Origin of the sequence: Catellatospora sp. NPDC049609 (assembly GCF_040675365.1) — a bacterium.
Taxonomy (GTDB): domain Bacteria; phylum Actinomycetota; class Actinomycetes; order Mycobacteriales; family Micromonosporaceae; genus Catellatospora.
The window spans coordinates 18804-42897 of the sequence record NZ_JBFAOU010000024.1; the positions used below are offsets into that span (position 1 = coordinate 18804).

The following is a 24094-nucleotide window of genomic DNA, read 5'->3' on the forward strand; positions in this document are numbered from 1 at the left end:
CCGCGGCGACCTTCGCCACCGCCTACCTGTTTCGGGATGTCGCCACCTCCCGAAACAGGTAGGCGTCTCTCAGTAGGTGTACCCGCCGCCGTCGGGTGACGCGGCGACCGCGGGCGACGCCGCCGCCTCGGGCGACGTGCCGGCCTCGGGCGAGGGCGCGACCGCGGGGGACGGCGGGGGGACCGCCTTCGGCGTGCCGGTGGGCAGGCAGCTCAGGTTCTTCTTGCCGGTCGGTGCCACGACGAACCAGACGCCGCCGACACCCTGGCCCTTCCACTGCCCGGCCTTGAGATCGCCGATGTAGCGGTAGAGCGGCCAGCCGGCAAGGGTGACCTGGGTCGAGCCGTCCTCGCGCTCGATGGTGCCGACCAGCTTGCGATCGACGCCGGTGAGCTCGAGGCTCTCGTCGACCAGCACCGGCGGCCAGACGGCCGCGCAGTCGCCGGAGCAGCGCGACTCGGGCGGATCGGCGCTGTCGCGGTCGAACCGGTAGAGCACCCAGCCGTCGCCGTCGGTGACGACGGCGCCCATCTTCGGGATCTTCTTGGCGCGCAGCTGCCCGGTCGGCGTGCCCACGGCGGCGACCAGCTGGGCCGCGGAGTCGTCGGCGGGCGGCAGCTGGATCGGCGCGGGCTGCCCGTTCGGGGCCGTGCCCTCGCGCAGCTGGCCCTGGCAGCCGACCAGGCCGGCCAGGGACACGGACAGCAGCGTCACCGCGATCGCGGTGCGGACGCTTCGATGCATCGGACCTCTCCTCTGGCGGAAGTCGCACCGGCCGGAGCGGCCCGTGCGGTCCTGCGGCCAGCCGACGAACACGGCCGGCCATGGTGCGGTAGCGGCGGTCAGCCGGACAGCTCAGCCCGGCCGTGGTGCGGTGGCAGTGGTCAGCCGGACAGCTCAGCCCGGCCGTGGTGCGGTGGTGGTCAGCCGACCAGGCTCAGTCGGCGCTGCTGTGAGGTCTGGGCGGGCAGCGACACCCGCGGCCGGGCCAGCGGGCCCGCTGCGCGCATCTCCCGCGCGAGCGTGGTGAACTGCCGCGGCGCGTTGACCGCCACGACGCCGCGGGCCACCCCGTCGCGCAGGTGGACGGCGACCATGCCGCCCCGGGCGACGTCGCGCCGGCCGGGACGAAGCTCGGTGACCTCGATGTCGTCGGCGCCGTCGAGGCGGCCGCAGACCTGGATGCGCAGCCCGAACAGGTCGGACCAGTAACGCGGCTGCACCGGCGCGGCCGGCGCGGGGCGGTGCCCGGCGAGCAGGGTCCGGGCGGCGGCCTGGCCCTGCTCCAGCGCCGCGATCCACTGGTCGCAGCGGCCGGGGGCGTCGCCGTACCAGGGATTGGGCCAGCGGGCGACCGCCCCGGCGGCGACGATGCGCTTCGTGCCGAGCACCCGCAGGCTCTCGTCGCAGAGCAGGCCGTCGCTGGTGTCGGCGCCCGGCACGGTGAACCACCCGGTGTCGGGCCGCTCCCCCAGCGCCGAGATCACCACGTCGGCGTCGACGTGGGAGCCGTCGTCGAGGTCGAGCCGCCAGCCGCGGCGGCTGCGGCTCACCACGCGGACCCGGCGGCCCAGGCGCATGCGTACGCCCTCGCGCCGCATCGAGTCGGCCACCAGGCCGCCCGTCACGGCGCCCACCGCGCGCGTCATCACCTGCGCGTTCGAGTCGATGATCACGCACTCGCGGGCCAGCGAGCTGACCACGCACGCGGCCTCGGAGCCGGTGAACCCGGCGCCGACGACGGCCACCCGGCGCGCCTCGCGCAGCGCCGCGCCCAGCGCGAGCGCGTCCTCGACGTCGTGCAGGGTGTACAGGCCGGGCTCGCCGACCGGCCAGCCGTCGGGGATCACCGGCTTGGCGCCGGTCGCCACGATCAGGCCGTCGTACTCGAACGCCTCGCCGGTGTGCGTGTAGACGACCTGGCGGGCGCTGTCGAGCTCGACGGCGACCCGGCCGGGCAGCCACCGGGCGGGGGCGGTGCTCGCCAGGTGCGCGTCGGCGGGGCGCTGGCGGCCGGTCAGCAGCCCCTTGGAGCAGGCCGGGCGGTGGTACGGCGGGTGCTCCTCGCCGCCGAGCACGGTCACCGCGCCGGTGAACCCGAGGCGGTGCAGCTCCTCCACGGCCGCGACGGCGGCGCGGCCGGCGCCCGCGATGACGATCCGGTCCAGGTCACCGGCACGATGCCTCACTGCTTCTCCTCGTCGGTCAGTTCGTCGCGGTGGACGGCCGCGTGGTGCTGGGCGCGGCTGTGCCGGCCCCTGGCCTGGCGGTACTCGTCCAGCTCGGTCGCGGGCTCGAAGGTGTTCCGGCTCGCGGGCTCGAAGCCGCCGCGGCCGCCCGCGGGCTCGAAGCCCGACCGGCCGCTCGTGGGCTCGAAGCCCGATCGGCCGCCCGCGGGCTCGAAGCCGGTGCGGCCGCTGGTGGGTTCGAAGGTGTTGCGGCCGCGGGGGCGCACCACGTGCGGCATGCCCTGGGTGGGGGTCCACAGTGGCGAGCCGGCGGCCTGGTGGCGCACGGTGATCGCGCGGGCCGGGCACACCTCGACGGCGCGGATCACGTCGTCCAGCCGGGTGACCGGCGGCGCGGCGGTGTAGTCCAGGCGGCCGTCGCCCTGCAGGGTGAACACCTCGGGCGCCTCCTGCTCGCAGAAGCCGAACCGGGCGCAGCGCACCGGGTCGACGTCGACGCGCAGGTTGCCCTGGATGTGCGCAGGTCCGGCCGCGGTGATCGACGGTCCGTCCGCCCGCCGGGCCCGCGACCTGGTGGTGAACCACAGGGCCACGGTCACCAGCCAGGCGGCGTACACCGTGCCCCAGACCCACGTCGGCCCGACGTCCGAGCCGGACACCAGCACGTGCGCGGAGATCAGCCAGAACCCGGCGTAGGTCGCCGTGTGCACGGCCCGCCAGCGGCTGAAGCCGAGCCGGCGCTGCACCACGATCGAGATCGCCGCGGCCAGCACCAGCTCCAGGCCGAGCACGCCGGCGCCGGTGCCGACGGGGTCGTGCGTGTCCACGAACGGGATCAGGACCTCGACCAGGGTGATGGTGCCGCCGGGCACGGCGAGCTGCGCCAGCCCGTGCACCAGCCCGAGCGTCAGCCCGATCAGCGCGATGCCCTGATGCAGGGCGTACGCCACGGGCTGGCGCAACCGGGTCAGCCCCCAGCCGTTGCGCAGGGCGACCCCGCCCAGCACCGCGAGCCAGAGCAGGCCGAATGACGTGAATCCCACCGTCGCGGCAATGACGTGCACACTCTCCATGACCGCCCCGCTACTCTTCTCGAATAGACGTCGTCGGCATCGCGAATAAGTGCCGCGATCCCTTTCGGACGAAACCTTCGGCCCTTTAAGAGGTATTGTCAACACACCGGCTCACATCGCGGACGCCACCTGCGAACTGGGCACACTTTTTTAGCTGCGTCCTATGCAGACCCTAACGGTGACTTAATATTGCCTTCCGGTATTGACTCGTGAACGAGTCGGGCGCATAGGCTTCCGTCGCTGCCAAAAGGCAGTCGCAATGCGTATTCAACCGACCACGGAAGGGCATCGGATGAATACCGGCCGCATTTTCCGCGCCGCCACGCTCACCGCCGTCGCCCTGCTCGCGCTCGCTCCGGCGGCCGGGCCGGTCGCGGCCGCCGACGACCTGCCCGCGGGCTGGACCGCCAACGAGTTCGGCCCGCTCGGGCCCGCCGACCGGGACCTGCTGGTCCGGGTGCGGCTGGCCGGGCTGTGGGAGGCGCCGGCCGGCCGGCAGGCGCAGGAGCGCGCCGGCGACCAGCGAATCAAGGACGTCGGCCACCACCTGGAGACCGACCACCTGGCCCTCGACGTCGAGGTGCGCCGGGTCGCCGCGCGGCTCGGCGTGGCGCTGCCCGACAAGCCCAACGCCGAGCAGCAGGGCTGGCTCGACGAGTTCTCCACGCTGCGCGGCGACGCGTACGACAGGGTCTGGATCGCCCGGCTGCGCGCCGCGCACGGCAAGGTCTTCGGCGTCGTCGCCGGGGTCCGGGCGGGCACCCGCAACGAGGTGATCCGCGAGTTCGCCCAGCAGGCCGTCACCGTCGTCATGAAGCACATGACCCTGCTGGAGAGCACCGGGATGGTCGACTACGCCACGCTTCCCGCCGCTCCGACGCCCGCCGCGGCGCCGGTCGCCGCCGCCCGCAACCGGGTCGGCGGACCGCCCCAACCCCTCATCTGGCTGGTCCTGGCCGCGGCGCTCGCCGTCGGCACGGTCACCGCCACCCGGGTCTGGCGCCCCCGCTGACCCGTCCTCCCCGAAGGGAACCCCGATGGCACGAGCACACCTCCCCCGGCACCGCTGGGAACCCCGCCGACGACTGCTGGCGGCCGTGATCGTCCTGGTGGCCGCGACGGTCTGGGCCACCATCGCGCACATCTCGCAGGCCGCAACCGGCGCGGGCGCCCCGGCCGGCACCGGCGCGCAGCCGTCCGCCGAGATGCCCGCGGCGCTCGCCGCGGCCGCCCTGATCCCGAACGACCAGGGCCCCGACCCCGAGTGCCGGCGCTCGCGGCCGCCCGCGCGCTGCCACGCCCCGACCGGCGACCCGGCCGCGGCCGACTACGTCGACATCCGCTCGGTCGCGCCGAACGCGCGGGACCGGCGGGCCAACGCGGCCGGCTCGGCGGGCACCTTCGTCTCGGTCTGCGGCCGCAACCTCAACGGGCACCGCAACCCCGACAACTTCATCGTGGCGCCGGGTGTCTTCAACGGCGCCCACCACACGCACGACTACGTGGGCAACCTGTCCGCCGACGGCAACTCCACCGACGAGAGCCTCGAAGCGGCGGGCACCACCTGCCGGCGCGACGACCGCTCCACGTACTACTGGCCGGTGCTGCGGCTGCGCGGCACCACCGGCAGCGACGCCGAGGCCGACGGCGGCGGCAAGGACGGCAACGTGGGCCGGATCCTCACCCCGGCCTCGGTGCGGCTGGAGTTCCGCGGCAACCGCTTCGCCAAGGTCGCCGAGATGCCGCGCTTCCTGCGGCTGATCATGGGTGACGCCAAGGCGGTCACCAACGGACCCGCCAACGCCCGGGCGCAGTGGACCTGCACCGGGTTCACCAACCGGCGCACCACGAAGTACCCGCTGTGCCCGCGGGGCAGCCAGGTGCAGCGCATCCTGGACTTCCCGAGCTGCTGGGACGGCGTCAACACCGACAGCCCCAACCACCGCGCGCACGTGATCTTCCCCGCCGCGGACGGGCGCTGCGCGGAGGGCACCACGCCGATCGCGCAGCTGCGCATGACGCTGACCTACAGCGTGCCGCGCGGGCGGTCGTTCGCCCTGGACACCTTCCCCGAGCAGAACCACAACCCGCTCACCGACCACGCCGACTTCGCCAACGTGATGCCCGCCCAGCTCATCACCCAGCTCACCGACTGCATCAACCGCGGCCGCCGCTGCTGACCCCGCATCGCAGCGGCGTCCGCTCCACCCGTCCCGCCCCACCTTTCCGCCCGCATCCCGCGACCCTGCCGCGGGGTGGGGTGGGGCGGGACACGGTGAGGGGGTACGCGCCGCACCCGCGTACCCCCTGCGGTCCGCTTGGGCTCGGACCGGTTCGCCCGCGCCGCCGTCACCCCCGACGGCGGCGCGGGCCGTGCGGCGTCACCCGATGGTGCAGGTGGCGCCGTTGAGCGTGAACGCCGCCGGCCGCGGGTTGCTGCCGGTGTGACTGGCGTTGAAGCCGAACGACGTGGACGCGCCGGGCGCCAGGGTGCCGTTCCAGGCCTCGTTGGTGATCGCCACGTCGGCCCCGGTCTGGGTGTACTTCGACGACCAGGACTGGGTGACCTGCTGGCCCGCGGTGAAGGAGAACCGCAGCGTCCAGCCGTTCACCGTGGCGGTGCCGGTGTTCTTCACCGTCACGTTGCCGGTGAAGCCGGTGCTCCAGTCGTTCGTGGAGTAGGTGACCTGGCAGGACCCGGCCGGGTTGTTCGGCAGGGTGGTCACCGACACGGCACTCGACGCCGTGGAGGCGTTGCCGGCCGCGTCGACCGCGACGACGTAGAACTGGTACGCCGTGGCCGCCGTCAGCCCGGTGACCGCGTACGTGGTGCCGGTGACCGTGGCCAGCAGGGCGTCGGTGGCGCCCGCCTCGCGGTAGACCCGATACCCGGTGACGCCCACGTTGTCGGTGGACGCGGCCCAGGTCAGGGTCGCCCCGGTCGGCGTCACCGCGGACGCGGTGGGCGTGCCGGGCGTGCTCGGCGGGGTGGTGTCGACCGGGTTGGAGATCAGCGTGGTGAAGCTCGCCGGGGTCGAGGCCGCCGAGCGGTTGCCCGCCCCGTCCTTGGCCACCACGTAGAACGTGTACGTGGTGTTCGGGGTCAGCCCGGTCACGCCGAGCGTCGCCGCGGTCGGCGAGCCGACGAGCACGTCGGTGGCCCCGGCCTCGCGGTAGACGTCGTAGCCGGCCAGGCCGCTGCCGCCGGTGTCGGTCGAGCCCGCCCAGGACAGGGTGAGCCCGGTGGTGGTGACGCCGGACGCGCTCGGGGTGCCGGGCACGCTGGGTGCCGTGGTGTCCGGGGTGGTCGACGGCTCGTTGCCCCAGATCCGCACGCCGCCGTGGTAGAGCGGCACGCCGGGGTTGACGCCGGCGGTGGCCAGGTACGACGGGTCGTTGGCGGCGCTCCAGGTGCCGCCCTCGCCGACGCCGACCTTGAACTGCACCTCCATCCGGTGCTGCGACTGCCCCGCCGGGGCGATGGTGTAGCCGGTGCAATCGACCTCGACGTACCAGAGGTTGCCCTGCGCCTGCTTCGCGGTGGACGGCGACGGGCAGCCCTGGGTGTAGCCGGCGGTCACCACGACCGGGCTGGCGTCGTCACGGTTGAAGTAGTAGCGGAACTTCGCCGTGGTCAGCGCGCGGGCCGGGAACGCGGACTTATTGTAGACGATCGCCTTGACCCGGGTCTCCCGCGCGTCGGCGGTGAGCGTGGTCTCCACGGTCATCTCGTCCATGTCCGGCGCCTGCACGCCGGGGAACCCGGCCAGCGGGGTGCCGCCGTACTCCTTAACCAGCCGCACCAGCGACGAGGTGAGCCCGGCGTTGTAGTCGGTGGCGACCTCGTTCATCACGTAGTCGTTGCGCTCGTCCTTGTACGCGTCGTCCGGCGAGGACGGGCCGCCGACCAGCGCGCCGAAGAGCACGTGCCGGGTCTCGACGGGCACGGTCATGCTGTCCCACCACGACCCGTGCGCGGTGCGGTGGTGCGGGTTCTTCGGCGAGTTGGCCCCGAAGCCGATCAGGTACGACGAGCTGCGCGGGTTGTCGCCGAGCGCGTAGTTGATCTGCCGCACCGCGAAGTCGTGGTAGCGGGCCTTGCGCACCGTGTCGGTGGTCTTGTCGCTGTACACCAGCGCGGCGAACGACGTGTTCGCGGCGTAGCGCAGCGCGCCCCAGCTGTCGAGCACGGCCATGCCGCCGGGCGAGGTGCGGATCTTCTCGCCGTTGACGCCGACGGTCCAGTAGTCCAGCCACCGGTTGGCGTCGTCGATGTACTTCTGCTTGCCGGTCAGGTTGGCCAGCAGCACGTACGCGCCGAACTGCTTGTTGTCCCAGGCGATGGTCCACTTGTAGGACTTGGTGGTGGTCTGCGGCTCGGTGCCCAGGGCGTCGTACGCGGCCTCGGCCTTGGCCAGGTAGCTCGCGTCACCGGTGGCCCGGTAGAGCCAGATCGCGCCCCACACCAGCTCGTCGGCGTACCCGCTCCACGACCGGTAGAAGCTGGTCGCGTCGGTGATGCACGAGTGGTAGGTCTGGCGCACCGTGTCGGCGAAGGTGTAGAGCTGCTTCGCGTGCGTGACCAGGGTGTCGGCGTAGCCCGGGTCGGTCGGGCGGAACACCATCGACGAGGCGGCCATCGCGGCCGCGGTCTCCCCGGCCAGGTCCGCGCCGCCGCAGGTGGCGTCGATCTTGTACGCGGGCCGCGCCATCGGCATCACCTCGGCCGGACCCCACCACTTGTGGTCGTCGTCGCCCTTGCCGATCTGCCCGTAGAGCACGTTCGGCGACGGGTGCGCCTTGATGAAGTAGTCGTTGGGCACCCGCAGGTTGTTGAGCAGGTGCTGCAGCTGCCCGGCGGCCGCGTAGCCGTCGCGGTACTCCACCGCGCCCCAGGCCAGCATCGTGGTGGTGAACGCCATCGGGAAGCCGAACTTGACGTGGTCGCCCGCGTCGAACCAGCCGCCGGCCAGGTTCAGGCCGACGTCGGAGCCGTCGTTGACGGCGGCGTCGCCACGCCAGGAGACCCGGCTCCAGGCGGGCTTCGGGCCGGCGATCTGCGCCTCGTAGAAGTACAGCGACTTCTGCAGCGCCTCGGCGTAGTTGAAGGACGGTGCGGCTGCGGCCGGTCCGGGGCTGACGGCGACGGCGAACGCCGCTGCGCTCAGCGCCGTGGCCGCGGCCGCCGCCAGGCGGCGGGCCCAGCGTGGACGTGCGTCGGGCATGGCGGGACTCCTCGTACGTGGAGCTGAACCCGGTGGCGCGGCGGCGGTGGTGCGCGAGCCGGACGTGGGCGCGTCCGTGCCCGCCCGGCGCGGCGTTCCGGGCCCGGTGGGGTGTCGGGTGTGTCGTGTCAGGCTCGGGAGCGCTCCCACAACTGGAGGACAATGTATCCGGATGTTGCGAGTAAGTGAAGCGTCATCGACCTGCGCTTATCCGGCCACCATGGAATCGCTCCCACAACAGCGGCCCGCCGCTGAAACTTTCACCGGTGCGAGACGGGCTCAGTGGCGCGGCGGCAGCAGCCGGAACTCGTTGCCCTCCGGATCGGCCAGCAGCGTCCACTGCCCGCCCGGCGGCTGCGCCGGCACGTGCCGCGCGCCCATGTCCATCAGCCGCTCGATGTCGCCCACCAGGTCGTCGCTGTCCAGCTCCAGGTGCAGCCGGTTGCGGCCCACCTTCGCACCGTGCGCGCGGACGAACATCATCCCGGGGAACGCGTCCTGGTCCGGCGCGATGGACACCACGTCGGGCCGCTCCTCCAGGATCTGGAAGTGGAGCACCTCCGCCCACCAGCGGGCCAGCCGGGCCGGGTCCCCGGAATCCACTGCGGTGCCATGCCAGCGCAGCCCCATCGCCGCCTCCTCCGGTGTGGACGAAGTGCCGAAAGCGTACGCTGCCGGATTCCCGCCTGCCACCACCGGCAAACCACGCATCGGCCCCGAACCCGCGGCGCGGCGGCGTCAGTGGGTGAGGGCCTCGGTCGGGCTGAGCCGGGCCGCCCGCACCGCCGGATACATCCCGGCGCAGCCCCCGATGAGCAGCGTCGCGGCGAGCCCGCCGAACACCGCCCAGCCCGGCAGCACGATCTGCCACTGCTGCGACGCCGCGTACGCCGCCGCGGCCAGCCCGCCGACGACCACGCCGGCCAGGCCGCCGAGCAGGGACAGCAGCAGCGACTCGGTGAGGAACTGCAGCCAGATCTGCGAGCGGGTGGCGCCGAGCGAGCGGCGCAGCCCGATCTCCGACCGGCGTTCCAGCACCGAGATGACCATCGTGTTCGCCACCCCCACCCCGCCGACGAGCAGGGCCACCGCGCCCAGGCCGACGAGCAGCCCGGCGAGGGCCTCGTCCGCGGCCGCCTTGGCCGCCAGCGCGTCCGACGGGCGCGACACCCGCACGTCCTGCGGGCTCCGCGGGTTCGCCGTGCGGGCCAGCAGGCCGTGTACGGCGGTGATGGCCGACTCCTGGGCGCGCACGTAGACGGTCGACGGGTGGCCGTCGAACCCGAGGTCGGCGGTCGCCCGCTCCCAGGTCACGAACGCGACCACGTCCAGCTCCTCGGCCAGCTCGATCGGGTCGAGGATGCCGACCACGGTGAACCAGCGCCCGCCCAGCCAGAGCTGGCCGCCCAGGTTGCTGCCGCTGAGCCCGAGCCACCGGGCCGTGGTCGCCCCCAGCACCACCGACGGATACGGCGAGCTCGCCGCGCCGAGCCAGCTGCCCGCCGCCACCCGTGCGCCGACCACCTCGGGCAGCCCGGGGCGGCTGGCCACCACCGTGATCCCGTTCGACTGCGTCACCGGGATGCGGTCGTTGCGGTAGACGTTGACGCCCTTGACCGCGCCGATCGCCGTCACCGACTCGACCGAGGAGATCCGGCCGATCATCGTCTCGGCCTCCGGCGGCAGCGTGACGTCGGACCCCAGCTCGCCCTTGGCCGGGGCGACGGCCAGCATGTTCGTGCCGAGCCGGTCCAGGATGGCGTTGAGTCCGGCCTTGCCGGAGCTGCTGATGCCCACGATCGCGATCATGGCCGCGATGCCGATCGCGATCCCGAGCGCCGACAGCAGCACCCGCAGCGGATGCGTACGCAGCCCCGAGCCTCCGGTCCGGACGACGTCGCCGAGCGGCATCCGCCGCGGGGTCAGCGGCTGGGTCATGCCGGCACCTGCGCGGGGACGATCCGGCCGTCGCGGAGGGTTATCTGGCGGGGCAGCATGGCCGCGATCTCCCGGTCGTGGGTGATGATGACGACGGTGGTGCCGGCGTCGCGCAGCTGGCTGAGGATCCCCATCACCAGGTCCCCGGCGACGCTGTCGAGGTTGCCGGTCGGCTCGTCGGCATAGAGGATCTCAGGCTCGCTCACGATGGCGCGGGCGATGGCGACCCGCTGGCGCTCCCCGCCCGACATCTCGTGCGGGGCGTGGCCCAGCCGGTGGCCGAGGTCGACCCGGTGCAGCGCTTGCGCCGCGCGTTCCCGCCGCTCCGCGCGGCGCACGCCGCTGTAGAGCAGGCCGTCGGCGACGTTGTCCAGCGCCGGCACCCGGGGCGCGAGGTGGAACTGCTGGAACACGAAGCCGATGTGCTGGGCGCGCAGCGCGGACAGCTGCCGGTCGGACAGCCGCGCGGTGTCGTGCCCGGCCACCGTCACCCGGCCCGCCGTCGGCCGGTCCAGCACCCCGGCGACGTGCAGCAGGGTGGACTTGCCCGACCCGGACGGCCCGACGATGCCCACCAGCTCGCCGCGCTCGACGGTCAGGCTGACGTCGCGCAGCGCCACCACGCCGGAGCCGTAGTCCCTGGTGACGCCGGCCAGTTCCAGCATCGTCACGACGCCGGCACCTTGACGTCCTGCCCCGCGTCGATCCCCGGCCCCGTGATCTCCACCCGGCCCTGGGTGAACAGGCCCGTCTCGACCCCGACGACCCGGGTCCCGGCCTGCTCGACCAGCTCGACGCCGTAACCGCCGCCGGCCAGCGCCAGCAGCGCGGTCACCGGCACCGACAGCACGTCGGCGCGCTCGGCCACCACGATCTGCACCTGCACGGCCGGGTCGGCGGCCTTGCCCGCCGCGGTCTGGTCGGCCAGCCGCACCGTCGCGGTCAGCTGGTCGTCGGCAGCCTGCGCGACGTCGGCGACGGTGCCCGCCACGGAGCCCCCGCCGTTGATCGACACCGAGACGGCGACACCGGTCTTGACCAGGGACTTGTCGGCCGCGGCCACCGGCATGGTCACCATGCGCGCGGTGCCGGTGATGCCCATGACCGGCCCCGCGGCCCGGCTGCCGCGGCGCAGGCGGTGGTCGGCGACCCGCACCGCGGCCGGCCGGAACGCGATCTGCCCCAGCTCCACCCGGCCGGTCTCCTTCACCCCGAGCGCCTTCTGCCAGCGGCGCACCGCCGCCGCGGTCCGCTCGGTGAAGGAGTCGTCCGCGGCGCCGCCGCCATGCCCGAGGGCCGCCAGGTTCCGCTCCAGCTGGACCACGTCGCGGCCGGAGATGCCCGTCCGCATCGGACGCCACATCGGCACCGCGCCGTAGAGCACGGTCACCGGCAGGTCGTCGACCCGGAACAGCACCTCGCCGCGCTCCACGGTCGCACCGACCGGGGCCAGCTCGGTGACGATCCCCGGCAGCTGGCTGTCGAGGGGCTCGGCGGGTCCGAAGCCGAGGTTGCCGCGCAGCGTCCGCACGTCCTTCAGCGGGCCGCGCACCACGGGCGCCGTGGCCGGGCCCGGGCTCGCCGCGGTTTGCGGATCCCGGTCGCGGGCCGACACCCCGAAGTAGACGGCCGGCGCCGCCAGCGCCAGCCCGCCGCCGAGCAGCAGCAGCCCCCGTCGCTTGATCTTCATGTGCCCGCCTCCTGCAACCGCATGCGCACGACCGCGTGAATGTCCGACACCGCGATGAGGCCCAGCTTGCGGGAGTCGATGCTGTCGGCGTTGTCACCTCGTACGACCGCTTTGCCCACCGGGACGATATCGCAGCCCGCCGCCGGCCGGATGTCCGGCGGAACCGGGTCTCCGGCCACCGCGACGAGTCGTTTGACGAGGCTGTCCAGCCCGCCGTGGGCGCGCAGCGGATTGCGGAACACGACCACGTCACCCACCGCGGCGCGGCGGCGGCACACCGCGAGCAATACGTCGCCGTCGGTGAAGCTGGGCGTCATGCTGTCCCCGACGACCGTGACGATCAGCAGGCGGCGGCGCACGGCCAGCCCGCCCGCGAGCGTCACCGCGAGCGCGAGCAGCGGCCAGGCGTATCCAGGCATGCGCCGGCCTAGGAGTTCTCACGCGAGCAGGTGGTGAGCGTCTCCATGGCCTTCTCCAGGTCGACGCCCGGCGGCGGCGGGTCGGCGTCGAGCAGCGGGTTGGGGTCCGGCCAGTCCGGGAACCCGCTCTCCCGCATGCACCGGGCGTTCTTGCGGCGGTGCTCGAGGTTCTCGACGGCGGCCTTCGGGTCGAGCTTGTCCGCCGGCTGCAGGTGGCCGCAGGTTTTGAACGCGGCGACGTAGACGTCGTCGGCCTTGATCTCACCGGTCTGCCGGCCGGGATCGTCGCTCAGCGGCACGCCGTTCTCGCGCATGCAGGTCGCGAACGCGCGCTGCTGCTCCTTGCGCTTGGCCTCCAGCGCCTTGCCGTCGGCGACGGTCGGTGCGGCCGACGGGTCGCCGTCACCGCTGCACCCACTGGTGAACAACGCCAGGCACACCAGCACCGTGCCCCATCGTCGCCATGCCATGTGCGATCCCCTCTCTGCCCCGGGCCGGTCCGTCGACCCGTTCGTCCTGGTATCCGGCGGCCTGCGCGGTGAACATCCGCGCGTACGCCCCGCCGGCGCTCATCAGCTCGTCGTGCGTGCCCTGCTCGACGACCGCCCCCGCGTCGAGCACGACGATGCGGCCGACCGTCCGCATGGCGGCGAGCCGGTGTGAGATCACCACCGCGGCGCGGTCACCGCGCAGCGCCTCCAGCTCCTCGTGCACCCGGTTCGCCGCCAGCGCGTCCAATGCCGAGCTGGGCTCGTCGTGGATGAACAGCTCGGCCTCGTCACGCATGAACGAGCGGGCGAGCGCGACCCGCTGGGCCTGCCCCCCGGACAGCATGACACCGCTGTCGCCGGGACCGTCCATCGAGAACAGTCGGGTCAGCATGGTGTCGTAGCCTCGCGGCAGCGCGGCGATCGGCTCGTCGGCCCCCGCCCGCGCGGCGGCCCCGACGATCCGGTCCCGGTCGGCCAGGTGCGCGACGGACCCGACACCGATGTTCTCCGCTGCCGAGAGCTCGTATGTCATGTGGTCCTGGAAGGCCACGCCGAGCCGGGAGCGCAGCTCTGCCAGGCGCAGGTCCCGCAGGTCGACGCCGTCCCAGGTGATGCGGCCGCGGTCGGGGTCGTAGAGGCGGCACAGCAGCTTCACGACGGTGCTCTTGCCCGCGCCGTTGACGCCCACCAGGCCGGTCGCGACGCCGGCCTCGATGCGCAGCGAGACGCCGCGCAGTGCCCAGTCGGCCTGCTCGGAGTAGCGGAACCAGACGTCCTCGAACACGATCGCGCCGCGCAGCGGGCCGGGCACCGCCTGCCCGTCGGCCAGGTCGGGCCGGGCCGCCAGCACCTCGAGGTAGTGCTCGAACAGGTAGAGGACCGCGCCGACCGAGGCCAGCTGCACCACCGAGCCGCCGAAGGCCGCCTGCACGCCGCCGAGCGCCGCGATGAACAGCAGGACGTCGCCCGCGCTCAGCCGCCCGGCGGCGGCCTGGGTCACCACCACCACCGCACCGGCGACCGTGACGACCACGCCGAACAGCGTCAGGGCCACCTGGACCAGTGCCGCGCCGCGCTCCGTACGCAGCTCCCGGCGGCTCGTCTCGGCCAGGGCGGCGGCGATCCGCTGCTGGAACAGCACGCCGAGGCCGAACAGCCGGATCTCCTTGATGGCCTGCAGGTCCGTCAGCAGCATCTGGTACTGCAGGCGCCGTCGGCTCTGCGCCATCGTCGCCTCGCTGGTGCGTGCCTTGCGGCGGGCCAGCGTCGCCTGCGTGCACACCGCCGGGACGGCCGCCGCCGCCAGCAGCAGCGCCATGGGCCACCACACCGCGACCACCACGGCGAGGAACGAGCCGATGGTGACGACGGTGCGCACCAGCGAGAACGCGAGGTCGGTGACGGCCCGTGGGGCGACCTGCGCCGACCGCTCGGCGTGCTGGATGCGGTCGCGGAAGGCCGGATCCTCGAAGCGGCGCAGGCCGGGGAAGGCGTTGATGGCGGCGTAGAGCCTGCCCTCGGCCTGGATGGTGATGGCGCGCTGCTGCGCGGCCGCGGCGAGCCCGCCGAGGTGGTTGAGCAGCAGCGCGATGCCGCCGAGCCCGACCACCGCGGCGACCAGCAGGGACAGGCGCGAAGAGCTCACCGCACCGGCGGCCAGGCCGTCGACCAGGAGTTTGCTGGCCCACGCCGCGGCGACCGGCAGCGCGCTCGCCACGGCCATCAGCCCGGCCGAGGCCAGCATCAGGCCTGGCGACGCCTGCCAGCCCAGCCGCATCGCCGCGCCGAAGGACCGCCGGAGGCGGCGGCGTGGTGCGTCCGCCGTCATCGGGCGAGGTGCGTTTCGGGCAGCTTCGAACCGACGTGCACGACGGCGCCGTCCTCCACCTCGAGCACGGTCGGGAACCGGCCGACGTGGAACGCGGAGCCGACGATGTCCGCGTCCAACGGCTGCACCACGGCGCGGACGTACCCCGGCAGCGCGGCGACCAGCGCCGAGGTCTTCTGGTCGGTCCGGTCGCCGATGACGAAGGCGAACACGGGACCGGGCTCCTGCTCCGGCAGCGCCGCGATGATCAGCTCGCAGGGGCCGCAGCCGGGCATGAGGAACAGCACCAGCGCCCGGCCCGACCCGAGGTCGTGGTGGGAGATCCGGCCACCGTGCACGTCGGGGACCGAGAAGCCGCCCACCCGGTCGCCGACCGCAGGCGCCTGCGCCTGTGTGCTGTGCCCGGCGGGAGCCTGCTCCACGGCTCGGACCTTCTTGGCGAGCGCGAGGGTCAGGAAGAGGTTTCCCGCCCCGAGAACCAGGCCGCCGACGGCGGCCACCACCAGCAATGTGTCCACGATCTCCACCCGTTGACGATCGATGTGCGGCGAACCGGAAGGTCCCGTGGCGGAGCGGCGCCCCGCCACGGGAGTGACGCGACTAGCAGCCGCCGTACTGGTAGCAGTTGGCGTAGCAGTCGTAGATGTAGCGCTTCGTGACGTAGTAGCAACCGGTCACGTCGCAATACCGCCAGCCATCGCAGTAGCAGGTGTCGCCCTGGCTGGCGGTGCAAGCACCGGCCTTCGCGCTCGGTGCCACGAGCCAGGCGATGTTGGTCATCGCCTGACGAATGGGCTTCGTCAGCAGTTTCGTCACTCCGGTTCCCTCCGTGATGTCGATCCCTCGATGAACGGCGCGCGCTGCTTCGAGATGCTAGGAACCCGGCAACAGGAACTACAAGGTTTCTTAATAAATATGGCGGTCACCCGCCACTTTGGACTTGACGGCCGATTGTGCGCCTCGTACGTTCGAGCCACGGCAAGCCACACGGGGGAGATGCGACGTGCCGGATCCTGAAATGACGCCCATCGTCCGATTACTGATCGAGGGAGCCCAGGACAGGGAGATAGCCGATCGGCTGCACCTGGGACTGCGGACCGTGGAGCGGCGGATCAGCTGCACCATGACGCGCTACGGGTTGCGCAACCGCTTCCAGCTCGGCGCGCTGGCGCTGCACCTGGGCTGGCTCGCCGGCGACGACGTCGCCGGTGCCATCACGCCGCCGGCGCCGAGCCGGCGGGGGTGACCGTGCTGCCCGCCCTCGCCGCCTGCCGGGCCCTGCTCGGCGTCGTGTTCGCGGTCGCCGCGCTCGGCAAGCTGCGCGGCCGCGACCGGTTCGCCGCCTTCGCCGCGACCCTGACCGAGCTGCCCTGGCTGCCCGCGCGGTGGCACCGCACGGTGGCGGTCGCGGTGGTGTCCGTCGAGATCGCCGTCGCCGTGCTGCTCACCGCACCGCCCACCGTGCCGGCCGGTTTCGTGCTCGCCGCGGGCACCCTGGCCGTGTTCACCACCGCCGTCGCGCACGCGCTGCGGGCCGGCCGGGCACTGCGGTGCCAGTGCTTCGGCACGGACGCGGGCACGATGGGCACGCCGCAGCTCGTCCGCAACGGCGTGCTGCTCACCGTCGCGTCATGCGGCGCCGTGCTGGCCGTGCTGCCGGGCGGCACGGCGGCGGACCAGGCCGCCACCGTGTCCGCCGCCGCGGCCGGGGCATTGGCCGGCCTGGTGCTGACCCGCTGGGACGACCTGGTCTACCTGGTCCGTCCCGCCGCCCGGCACTGATCCGGGGTCACAGCCTCGCGCGGCCCGCCTCCAACCGGGCCACCGGCACCCGGAACGGCGAGCACGAGACGTAGTCCAGCCCGACCTCGTCGAAGAAGCGCACCGAGTCCGGGTCGCCGCCGTGCTCGCCGCAGACGCCGATCTTCAGGCCGGGCCGGGCCTGGCGCCCCTCCTGCACCGCGATGCGCACCAGCCGGCCGATGCCGTCGCGGTCCAGCGTCTCGAACGGCGACACCCCGAACACGCCCAGCTCCAGGTAGCGGCTGAAGAACGAGCCCTCCACGTCGTCGCGGGAGAATCCCCAGCCCATCTGGGTCAGGTCGTTGGTGCCGAAGGAGAAGAAGTCGGCCGCCTCGGCGATCTGCCCGGCGGTCAGCGCGGCCCGCGGCACCTCGATCATCGTCCCGATCGGCGTGCCCGCCGTGCCCTCCTCGGCGAGGATGCGCTCGGCGTCGGCGCGTACCGCCTCCAGCTCCTGCACCGCGCCGACCAGCGGCACCATGATCTCCGGGTGGGGGTCGCCGCCCTCGCCGCGGACCTTCGCCGCCGCCTGCGCGATCGCCCGCACCTGCATCGCGAACAGGCCGGGGATGACCAGCCCGAGGCGTACCCCGCGCAGCCCGAGCATCGGGTTCTGCTCGTGCATGCGGCGCACCGCCGCGAGCAGCGCCTGCTGATGGGGATCAGGCGTGTCCGCCGTGGCCACCGCGACCGCCAGCTCCTCCAGCGGGGGCAGGAACTCGTGCAGCGGCGGATCGATCAGCCGGATCGTCACCGGCAGCCCGTCCATCGCCCGGAAGATCTCCACGAAGTCGTCGCGCTGCAGCGGCAGCAGCGCGTCCAGCGCGTGCTGCTGCTCGTCGGGACCGTCGGCCAGGATCAGCCGCTCCACCATGGCCCGGCGCTCGCCGAGGAACATGTGCTCGGTGCGGCACAGGCCGATGCCCTGCGCGCCGAAACGCCGGGCGCGGGCGGCGTCCTGGCCGGTGTCGGCATTGGTGCGTACGCCCAGCCGGCGCCGCGCGTCGGCGTGGCTGAGCAGCCGGTGCACCGCCGCGACCAGGTGGTCGGCGTCGGGCGCCAGGTCGCCGTCGAAGTAGCGCACCACCGGGCTCGGCTGCACCGGCACCTCGCCCAGGTACACCGCCCCGGTGGTGCCGTCGATCGAGATCAGGTCGCCCTCGCGCACCACGGTCGCGCCGACGGTGAACTGCTTGGCGGGCGTGTCCACCTCGACGGAGTCCGCGCCGCACACGCAGGTCTTGCCCATGCCCCGGGCGACCACGGCCGCGTGCGAGGTCTTGCCGCCGCGGCTGGTCAGGATGCCCTGCGCGGCGATCATGCCGGGCAGGTCGTCGGGATTGGTCTCGCGGCGGACCAGGATCACCTGCTCGCCCTTGGCCGCCTCCTCGACCGCGCGGGCGCTGTCGAACACCACCCGCCCGACGGCCGCGCCGGGCGAGGCCGCGATGCCCTTGGCGATCGGCTCGCCCACGGCCGCGGCGTCGAAGGCCGGGAACATCAGCTGGGCCAGCCGGTCGCCGCTCTGCCGGCGCAGCGCCTCGTCCAGGTCGATCACGCCCTCGTCGACGAGCTGCGAGGCGATGATGAAGGCCGCGGCGGCGGTGCGCTTGCCCACCCGGGTCTGCAGCATCCACAGCTTGCCGGCCTCGATGGTGAACTCGATGTCGCACAGGTCGCGGTAGTGCCCTTCGAGGGTGGACATGATGCCCATCAGCTCGTCGAACGACTTCTTGTCGAGCTGCTCCAGCTCCTGCAGCGGCACCGTGTTGCGGATGCCGGCCACCACGTCCTCGCCCTGGGCGTTGGCGAGGTAGTCGCCGTAGACGCCGCGGGCGCCGGTGGCGGGGTCGCGGGTGAAGGCCACGCCGGTGCCCGAGTCGGGGCCGAGGTTGCCGAAGACCATGGCCACGATGTTGACCGCGGTGCCGAGGTCGGCCGGGATGCGCTCCTGGCGGCGGTAGAGCACGGCCCGCTCGGCGTTCCAGGAGTCGAAGACGGCGTTGACGGCCAGGTCCATCTGCTCGCGCGGGTCCTGCGGGAAGTCGCGGCCGGTGTGCTCGGCGAAGATGGCCTTGAACTCGCCGACCAGGTCGCGCAGCTCCGCGGTGGTGAGGTCGACGTCGGCGCGCTCGCCCTTGACGCGGTCCATGGCGTGCTCGAACGCCTCGCCGGGCACGTCGCAGACGGTCTTGCCGAACATCTGGATCAGGCGGCGGTACGAGTCCCAGGCGAAGCGCTCGTTGCCGCTGCGGGCGGCGAGCCCGTGCACGCTGTCGTCGGTCAGCCCGACGTTGAGCACCGTCTCCATCATCCCCGGCATGGAGAACTTCGCGCCGGAGCGTACGGAGACCAGCAGCGGGTCGGCCGGCTCGCCGAGGCGGCGGCCCATGGTCGTCTCCAGCGCGGCCAGGTGCGCGTCCACCTGCGCGGCGAGCTCAGCGGGCGGGCTGCCGGCGGCCAGGTACTCCCGGCACGCCTCGGTGGTGATCGTGAAGCCGGGCGGCACGGGCAGGCCGAGCCGCACCATCTCGGCGAGGTTCGCCCCCTTGCCGCCGAGAAGATCCTTGAGGTCCCTGTTCCCCTCGGCGAAGTCGTACACGTACTTCGTCATCGTGACCCCCACTCCTCGACATCCAGTCTTGCGCTGGAACTTAACGGCCGCTCAGGGAATTTAGGAGGAGCTGGTGACGTATGGCACAGGTATCGACACTTGTGCCGTTCGTACGGTTTTCCGGGAGCGTTCCCACGCGCAGCACCGCGCATCCGGGGGGCGAACGGGGCAACCCGGCGCCCGACCCCGGCAGGCCTGAAAACGGACCTCGCCGGGCCCTCGAAAACGGACATCGATTGGTAGCGTTCGAGCATGCATCCGTTCGGTCCCGAGGCGACGTCCGACCCGCACCCGATCTACGCCCGGTTGCGCGAGGAGAGCCCTGCTCACGAGATCCCGCTGGCCCCGAACTTCAACGCCTGGCTGATCACGCGGTACGACGACGCGCGCCGGGCGCTCAACGACCCCCGCCTGAGCAAGGACCTCAAGAACACCCCGATCCGGACCGGCGGCGGCTGGCCCGACGAGCTGCGCCGGGCGATGGACTCGCACATGCTCAGCGCCGACCCGCCGCACCACACCCGGCTGCGCAAGCTGGTGTCCTCGGTGTTCACCGCGCGGCGCATCGCCGACCTTCGCCCCGACGTGCAGCGCATCTCCGACGAGCTGCTCGACGGCCTGGCCGGGCGGGAGGAGGCCGACCTGATCGGCGAGTATGCCTTCCCGCTGCCGCTGCAGGTCATCTGCGAGCTGCTCGGCGTGCCCATCGACGACCGGGACCAGTTCCGGCACTGGTCGAACACGATCATCGCGAGCGCGCTGGCGCAGGGCGACGCGCTGGCGGCAGCCACCTCGATGAACGACTACGTCCGCGAGCTGATCGCGCGCAAGCGGGCCGCGCCCGACCACGCGCTGCTGTCCGGGCTGATCTCGGCGGCCGACGAGGGCGACCGGCTCACCGAGGACGAGCTGACCTCGCTGGTGTTCCTGCTGCTGCTGGCCGGGCACGAGACCACCGTCAACCTCATCGGCAACGGCGTCTTCCTGCTGCTGAGCCGGCCCGACCGGATGGCGCGGCTGCGCGCGGACCCCGAGCTGCTCTCCCCCGCGATCGAGGAGTTCCTGCGTTACGAGAGCCCGGTGAAGACGGCGACGTTCCGGATGACCACCGAGCCGGTCGAGTTCGGCGAGGTGACCGTGCCGGCGGGGGCCGTGGTCATGGTCAGCCTGCTGTCGGCCAACCACGACCCGAGCGCCTTCCCGGACCCGGAGCAATTCGACCTCGCCCGTGCCGACAACCAGCACCTGGCCTTCGGGCACGGCATCCACTACTGCCTGGGCGCGCCGCTGGCCCGGCTGGAGGGGCAGATCGCGTTCACCGGCCTGCTGGAGCGCTTCCCGAAGCTGCGCGCGGCACAGCCGCTGGACGAGCTGGCCTGGCGGCCGGGAGCGCTGCTACGGGGCCTGGACCGGCTACCGGTCATGCTCCACTGAAAAAACCCTCAAGATCAAAGCTCCATTTGATGCTGTTTTGGCAGCTTGAATGGAGCTTTGATCGCATAAAACGGGCGCAGAATGCGGTCAGCCCGTAGGGGTAAATGCCAGCAATTCGGACATGATGTGATGCAGATCACAGCGCGACAAGACGTGATGAACCGGATGGCAAGCCCCTAGAAGGGGAGGAAAGTTCACCCACCAGGGCAGATGATTCCTTGCCGCGGTGGTGAGTAGCCTCACTGAGCAGGCAATATGGGCGCTCCCGTATCAACGGCGATGACGGAAGGCCCCCAACCCCCGTGACTTACTTCAGACGTGGCAAGCACAGCGTCCCCGGCACCCTCGACAAGAGCCGTGACCGCCTCGCCCAGACCGGCGGAATGGTTCGCGGTGGCCTCGCCCGGCACTCCCGCCAGGCCCTGGCCGTCACCGCGCTCGCCGGAGTCAGCGCTTTCGGACTGATCAGCGCGGCGAACGCCAACGGCGGCGCCGACACCCCCACCGAGGTGCCCCAGGCGGTCACGAACGTGTCCGCGTGGGAGGCCGACCGGCAGGCGATCGCCGACGCGGCGTCGCGTGCCGAGCGTGCCGTGCCGTCGACCACCCCGTCGGCGACGCCCAGCGCCTCCCCGAGCAGCTCCCCCACCGCCAAGCCCAAGCCGACGAAGACCGTGACCAAGGCGGCGGCCCCCAAGCCCAAGCCCGTCGCGCCCAAGCCCCCGGCCTGGGTCATGCCCATGAAGGGCGCGCAGGTCACCTCCTGCTTCGGCCAGCGGTGGGGCGTGCTCCACGCCGGCATCGACTTCGCCATGCCCAACGGCACCCCGATCCGGGCCGTCGGCGCCGGCGAGGTCGTCAGCACCGGCTGGGCGTACAGCGGTTATGGCATCTCCGTGGTGGTCGACCACCACAACGGATACCTCACCCACTACGCCCACATGTCGCGTGACGCCGTCGCCGTCGGCGACAAGGTCAAGGCCGGCGACGTCATCGGCTACGAAGGCTCGACCGGCGACTCGACCGGCCCGCACCTGCACTTCGAGGTGCACAAGGGCGGCATGTGGAACCAGATCAACCCCGACGGCTGGCTCGCCGACCGGGGCATCCGGACCTCCTGCTGACCCATCCCCCACAGCCCGACCCATCCCCCGACGAGAGGCCCGGATCAGTGTTGATCCGGGCCTCTCGCCCTGCCCGGACCCCGTCGGGTACGGCAGGATGGGCTTGACCCTGACACGATGTCAGGCCACAGGGTGGTTCTCGACATGTTCACCATCGGAGACTTCGCCAGGCTCGGCGGCGTATCGGTCCGCATGCTGCGCCACTACGACGCGATCGGGCTGCTCACGCCCGCGTCCGTGGATCCCGTCAGCGGCTACCGCCGCTACCGGGCCGACCAGCTGTGGCGGCTCAACAAGCTGGTCGCGCTGAAGGGCCTCGGCTTCACCCTGCAGCAGGTGCAGGCGATCCTCGACGACCGCGTCGACGGCGACGAGCTGCACGCCATGCTGCACCTGCGCCGGGGCGAGCTGGCGGCCCAGGTCGCCGCCGACACCGCGCGGCTGGCCATGGTCGAGGCGAGGCTCCGGATGATCGAGAAGGAGGGCCGCATGACCGCCCAGGACGTCACCGTCAAGCAGGTCGCCCCCATCCGCGTCGCCGAGCTCACCGCCGTCGCCGCCGGCTACGGCCCCGAACACATCGGCCCCGCCATCTCCCCGCTCTACCCCGAACTCTGCCGCCGCCTAGACAAGGCCGGTGTGGCCCCGCTCGCAGCTCCGGCCATCGCCTACTACGACCCCGGCCCCGAAGAGTCCGTCGTGGTCCACGCCGCCATGCCGGTCACCGAGCCCACCCATCCCGGCCACGACTTCACCGTCGTCGACCTACCCGCCATCCACGCCGCCACCCTGATCCACCGCGGCCCCATGGACGACGTCCTCGCCAGCCTCCACACCCTGGCCCGCTGGATCGAGGAAAACGGCTACCACCCCCTCGGCTACCACCGCGAGCTCTACCTCGACTACCTCCCCGACTCCCCCACCAACGGCATAACCGAACTCCAGATCCCCATCACCCGGGCCTGACCCCCCTCCTCCCGCGTCGATCTTGCGGGAACTGTGGGTACGACACGCCTATTTCGGGCGTATCCCTAACAGTTCGCGCAAGATCGTCGCGATCATGCGGGTTTCGCGGATTCGGAAATATGCGGCATAGGTGAGATATAGGATCGCTCGTATTCACCTATCCCGTGCCGACTGCGCCCGGCGAGCCGGCCGTGAAGGAGGTTCGCCATGTCATCGCGGCGTCTGGCCGTTGCGCTCACCACCGCTGTCCTGATCGCGCTCGGCGCGGGCGCGTGCGAGAGCGGCGGCTCGCAGTCCGGCTCGGCGAGCGGTGGCAAGATCGCCCTGCTCCTGCCCGAATCGCAGACCACCCGGTACGAGCAGCACGACCGGCCGCTGTTCGAGGCCAAGGTCAAGGAGCTGTGCCCCGACTGCGAGATCATCTACAGCAACGCGCAGCAGGACCAGAGCCGCCAGCAGCAGCAGGCCGAGGCGGCGCTCAACAACGGCGCGCAGGTGCTGGTGCTCGACCCGGTCGACGGCGCCGCGGCGGCCACCATCGTGTCGCTCGCGAAGTCGAAGAACGTGCCGGTCATCTCGTACGACCGGCTCATCCAGAACGCGCCGGTGGACTACTACATCTCCTTCGACAACGAGCGCGTCGGCCAGCTGCAGGGCGAGTCGCTGGTCAACCGGCTCAAGGAGCTGGGCAAGACCTCCGGCGACATCGTCATGATCAACGGCTCGCCGACCGACAACAACGCGAAGCTGTTCAACAAGGGCGCCCACTCGGCGCTGGACACCTCCGGGTTCAAGACCGTGCCGACGCCGGACTTCTTCACCCCCGAGTGGAAGCCGGAGAACGCGCAGCGCTTCATGGAGGGCCAGATCTCGCAGCTCGGCAAGGACGGCTTCGTCGGGGTGTACGCCGCCAACGACGGCACCGCCGGCGGCGCGATCTCGGCCATGCGCGCCGCGGGGATCACCCCGGTGCCGCCGACCACGGGCCAGGACGCGGAGCTCGCCGCGATCCAGCGCATCGTCAACGGCGACCAGTACATGACGGTGTACAAGGCGTTCAAGCCGGAGGCCGACAAGGCTGCCGAGCTGGCGGTCGCGCTGGTCAAGGGCGAGAAGCCGAGCACCGACCGCACCGTGAACAACGGTGCGGTCGAGGTGCCCTCGTTCCTGCTCGAACCGCAGGCCGTGACCAAGGACAACATCAAGGACACCGTGGTCGCCGACCAGCTCTACACGGTCGAGCAGATCTGCACGCAGACGTACACGGCCGCCTGCCAGGCGGCGGGCCTGACCTGAACCC

Annotated in this window: 22 protein-coding genes; 8 read left to right on the plus strand and 14 right to left on the minus strand. The window is 72.3% G+C overall.

Annotated features, from left to right (window positions below):
* Positions 1–69 precede the first annotated feature (69 nt).
* From AB0J67_RS09965 to AB0J67_RS09975, 3 genes are all read right to left on the minus strand, one after another.
* On the minus strand, positions 70–744 hold the full coding sequence (locus AB0J67_RS09965; protein ID WP_363478928.1) for a hypothetical protein: 675 nt from the start codon (positions 742–744) through the stop codon (positions 70–72).
* Positions 745–923: 179 nt separating this feature from the next.
* Positions 924–2189, minus strand: coding sequence for an FAD/NAD(P)-binding oxidoreductase (locus AB0J67_RS09970; protein ID WP_363478931.1), 1266 nt, complete (start codon positions 2187–2189; stop codon positions 924–926).
* Positions 2186–3262: a ferredoxin gene (locus AB0J67_RS09975; protein WP_363478934.1), complete on the minus strand. Its 1077-nt coding sequence runs from the start codon at positions 3260–3262 to the stop codon at positions 2186–2188. The genes AB0J67_RS09970 and AB0J67_RS09975 overlap by 4 nt, the downstream gene beginning before the upstream one ends.
* Positions 3263–3554: 292 nt before the next feature.
* Here AB0J67_RS09975 and AB0J67_RS09980 point away from each other — a divergent pair, with 292 nt between their 5' ends.
* Positions 3555–4274, plus strand: coding sequence for a DUF4142 domain-containing protein (locus AB0J67_RS09980; protein ID WP_363478937.1), 720 nt, complete (start codon positions 3555–3557; stop codon positions 4272–4274).
* A 25-nt stretch (positions 4275–4299) separates the two neighbouring features.
* Positions 4300–5442 (plus strand): DUF1996 domain-containing protein, encoded by a 1143-nt coding sequence (locus tag AB0J67_RS09985; protein WP_363478940.1) that lies wholly within the window; start codon positions 4300–4302, stop codon positions 5440–5442.
* A 201-nt stretch (positions 5443–5643) separates the two neighbouring features.
* Here the strand turns inward: AB0J67_RS09985 and AB0J67_RS09990 are convergent, their stop codons facing one another.
* The 10 genes from AB0J67_RS09990 to AB0J67_RS10035 all read right to left on the minus strand — a co-directional run bounded on the left by AB0J67_RS09990 (position 5644) and on the right by AB0J67_RS10035 (position 15669).
* Entirely contained in the window at positions 5644–8487 is a 2844-nt protein-coding gene (locus AB0J67_RS09990) for a glycoside hydrolase family 9 protein (protein WP_363478943.1), read from the minus strand.
* Positions 8488–8766: 279 nt separating this feature from the next.
* On the minus strand, positions 8767–9117 hold the full coding sequence (locus AB0J67_RS09995; RefSeq protein ID WP_363478946.1) for a VOC family protein: 351 nt from the start codon (positions 9115–9117) through the stop codon (positions 8767–8769).
* A gap of 108 nt (positions 9118–9225) precedes the next feature.
* Complete coding sequence (locus AB0J67_RS10000; RefSeq protein ID WP_363478949.1) at positions 9226–10425, minus strand: ABC transporter permease; 1200 nt, start codon at positions 10423–10425, stop codon at positions 9226–9228.
* The gene (locus tag AB0J67_RS10005; protein WP_363479060.1) at positions 10422–11090 is read right to left on the minus strand and encodes an ABC transporter ATP-binding protein; all 669 of its coding nucleotides are present in this window, start codon (positions 11088–11090) and stop codon (positions 10422–10424) included. Before AB0J67_RS10005 ends, AB0J67_RS10000 begins: the two co-directional genes overlap by 4 nt.
* A gap of 2 nt (positions 11091–11092) precedes the next feature.
* Complete coding sequence (locus AB0J67_RS10010) at positions 11093–12115, minus strand: peptidoglycan-binding protein (RefSeq protein ID WP_363478952.1); 1023 nt, start codon at positions 12113–12115, stop codon at positions 11093–11095.
* Positions 12112–12534, minus strand: a complete 423-nt coding sequence (locus AB0J67_RS10015; RefSeq protein WP_363478955.1) for a S26 family signal peptidase — start codon at positions 12532–12534, stop codon at positions 12112–12114. The genes AB0J67_RS10010 and AB0J67_RS10015 overlap by 4 nt, the downstream gene beginning before the upstream one ends.
* 8 nt (positions 12535–12542) lie before the next feature.
* Positions 12543–13004, minus strand: coding sequence for a hypothetical protein (locus tag AB0J67_RS10020; RefSeq protein WP_363478958.1), 462 nt, complete (start codon positions 13002–13004; stop codon positions 12543–12545).
* Positions 12937–14853 carry an ABC transporter ATP-binding protein gene (locus AB0J67_RS10025; RefSeq protein ID WP_363478961.1) on the minus strand — a complete coding sequence of 639 codons (1917 nt, stop codon included), beginning with the start codon at positions 14851–14853 and terminating at the stop codon, positions 12937–12939. Before AB0J67_RS10025 ends, AB0J67_RS10020 begins: the two co-directional genes overlap by 68 nt.
* Positions 14850–15371 carry a hypothetical protein gene (locus tag AB0J67_RS10030; protein WP_363478964.1) on the minus strand — a complete coding sequence of 174 codons (522 nt, stop codon included), beginning with the start codon at positions 15369–15371 and terminating at the stop codon, positions 14850–14852. Before AB0J67_RS10030 ends, AB0J67_RS10025 begins: the two co-directional genes overlap by 4 nt.
* Positions 15372–15453: 82 nt before the next feature.
* Positions 15454–15669, minus strand: coding sequence for a hypothetical protein (locus tag AB0J67_RS10035; protein ID WP_363478967.1), 216 nt, complete (start codon positions 15667–15669; stop codon positions 15454–15456).
* Between the two features lie 202 nt (positions 15670–15871).
* Between AB0J67_RS10035 and AB0J67_RS10040 the strand changes: the two genes are divergently transcribed.
* Together AB0J67_RS10040 and AB0J67_RS10045 are read left to right on the plus strand one after the other, a co-directional pair.
* A complete protein-coding gene (locus tag AB0J67_RS10040; RefSeq protein ID WP_363478970.1) occupies positions 15872–16099 on the plus strand; it encodes a LuxR C-terminal-related transcriptional regulator in 228 nt (75 codons plus the stop codon).
* The gene (locus AB0J67_RS10045; protein ID WP_363478973.1) at positions 16096–16635 is read left to right on the plus strand and encodes a MauE/DoxX family redox-associated membrane protein; all 540 of its coding nucleotides are present in this window, start codon (positions 16096–16098) and stop codon (positions 16633–16635) included. Before AB0J67_RS10040 ends, AB0J67_RS10045 begins: the two co-directional genes overlap by 4 nt.
* A gap of 7 nt (positions 16636–16642) precedes the next feature.
* On the opposite strand, the gene ppdK is transcribed toward AB0J67_RS10045, so the two are convergent.
* A complete protein-coding gene (gene ppdK / locus AB0J67_RS10050) occupies positions 16643–19270 on the minus strand; it encodes a pyruvate, phosphate dikinase (protein WP_363478976.1) in 2628 nt (875 codons plus the stop codon).
* Between the two features lie 252 nt (positions 19271–19522).
* Here ppdK and AB0J67_RS10055 point away from each other — a divergent pair, with 252 nt between their 5' ends.
* From AB0J67_RS10055 to AB0J67_RS10070, 4 genes are all read left to right on the plus strand, one after another.
* Entirely contained in the window at positions 19523–20704 is a 1182-nt protein-coding gene (locus AB0J67_RS10055; RefSeq protein ID WP_363478979.1) for a cytochrome P450, read from the plus strand.
* Between the two features lie 302 nt (positions 20705–21006).
* On the plus strand, positions 21007–21828 hold the full coding sequence (locus tag AB0J67_RS10060) for a M23 family metallopeptidase (RefSeq protein WP_363478981.1): 822 nt from the start codon (positions 21007–21009) through the stop codon (positions 21826–21828).
* Positions 21829–21972: 144 nt separating this feature from the next.
* Positions 21973–22794 carry a MerR family transcriptional regulator gene (locus AB0J67_RS10065; RefSeq protein WP_363478984.1) on the plus strand — a complete coding sequence of 274 codons (822 nt, stop codon included), beginning with the start codon at positions 21973–21975 and terminating at the stop codon, positions 22792–22794.
* A 207-nt stretch (positions 22795–23001) separates the two neighbouring features.
* A complete protein-coding gene (locus AB0J67_RS10070; protein WP_363478987.1) occupies positions 23002–24090 on the plus strand; it encodes a sugar ABC transporter substrate-binding protein in 1089 nt (362 codons plus the stop codon).
* Positions 24091–24094: the final 4 nt, after the last annotated feature.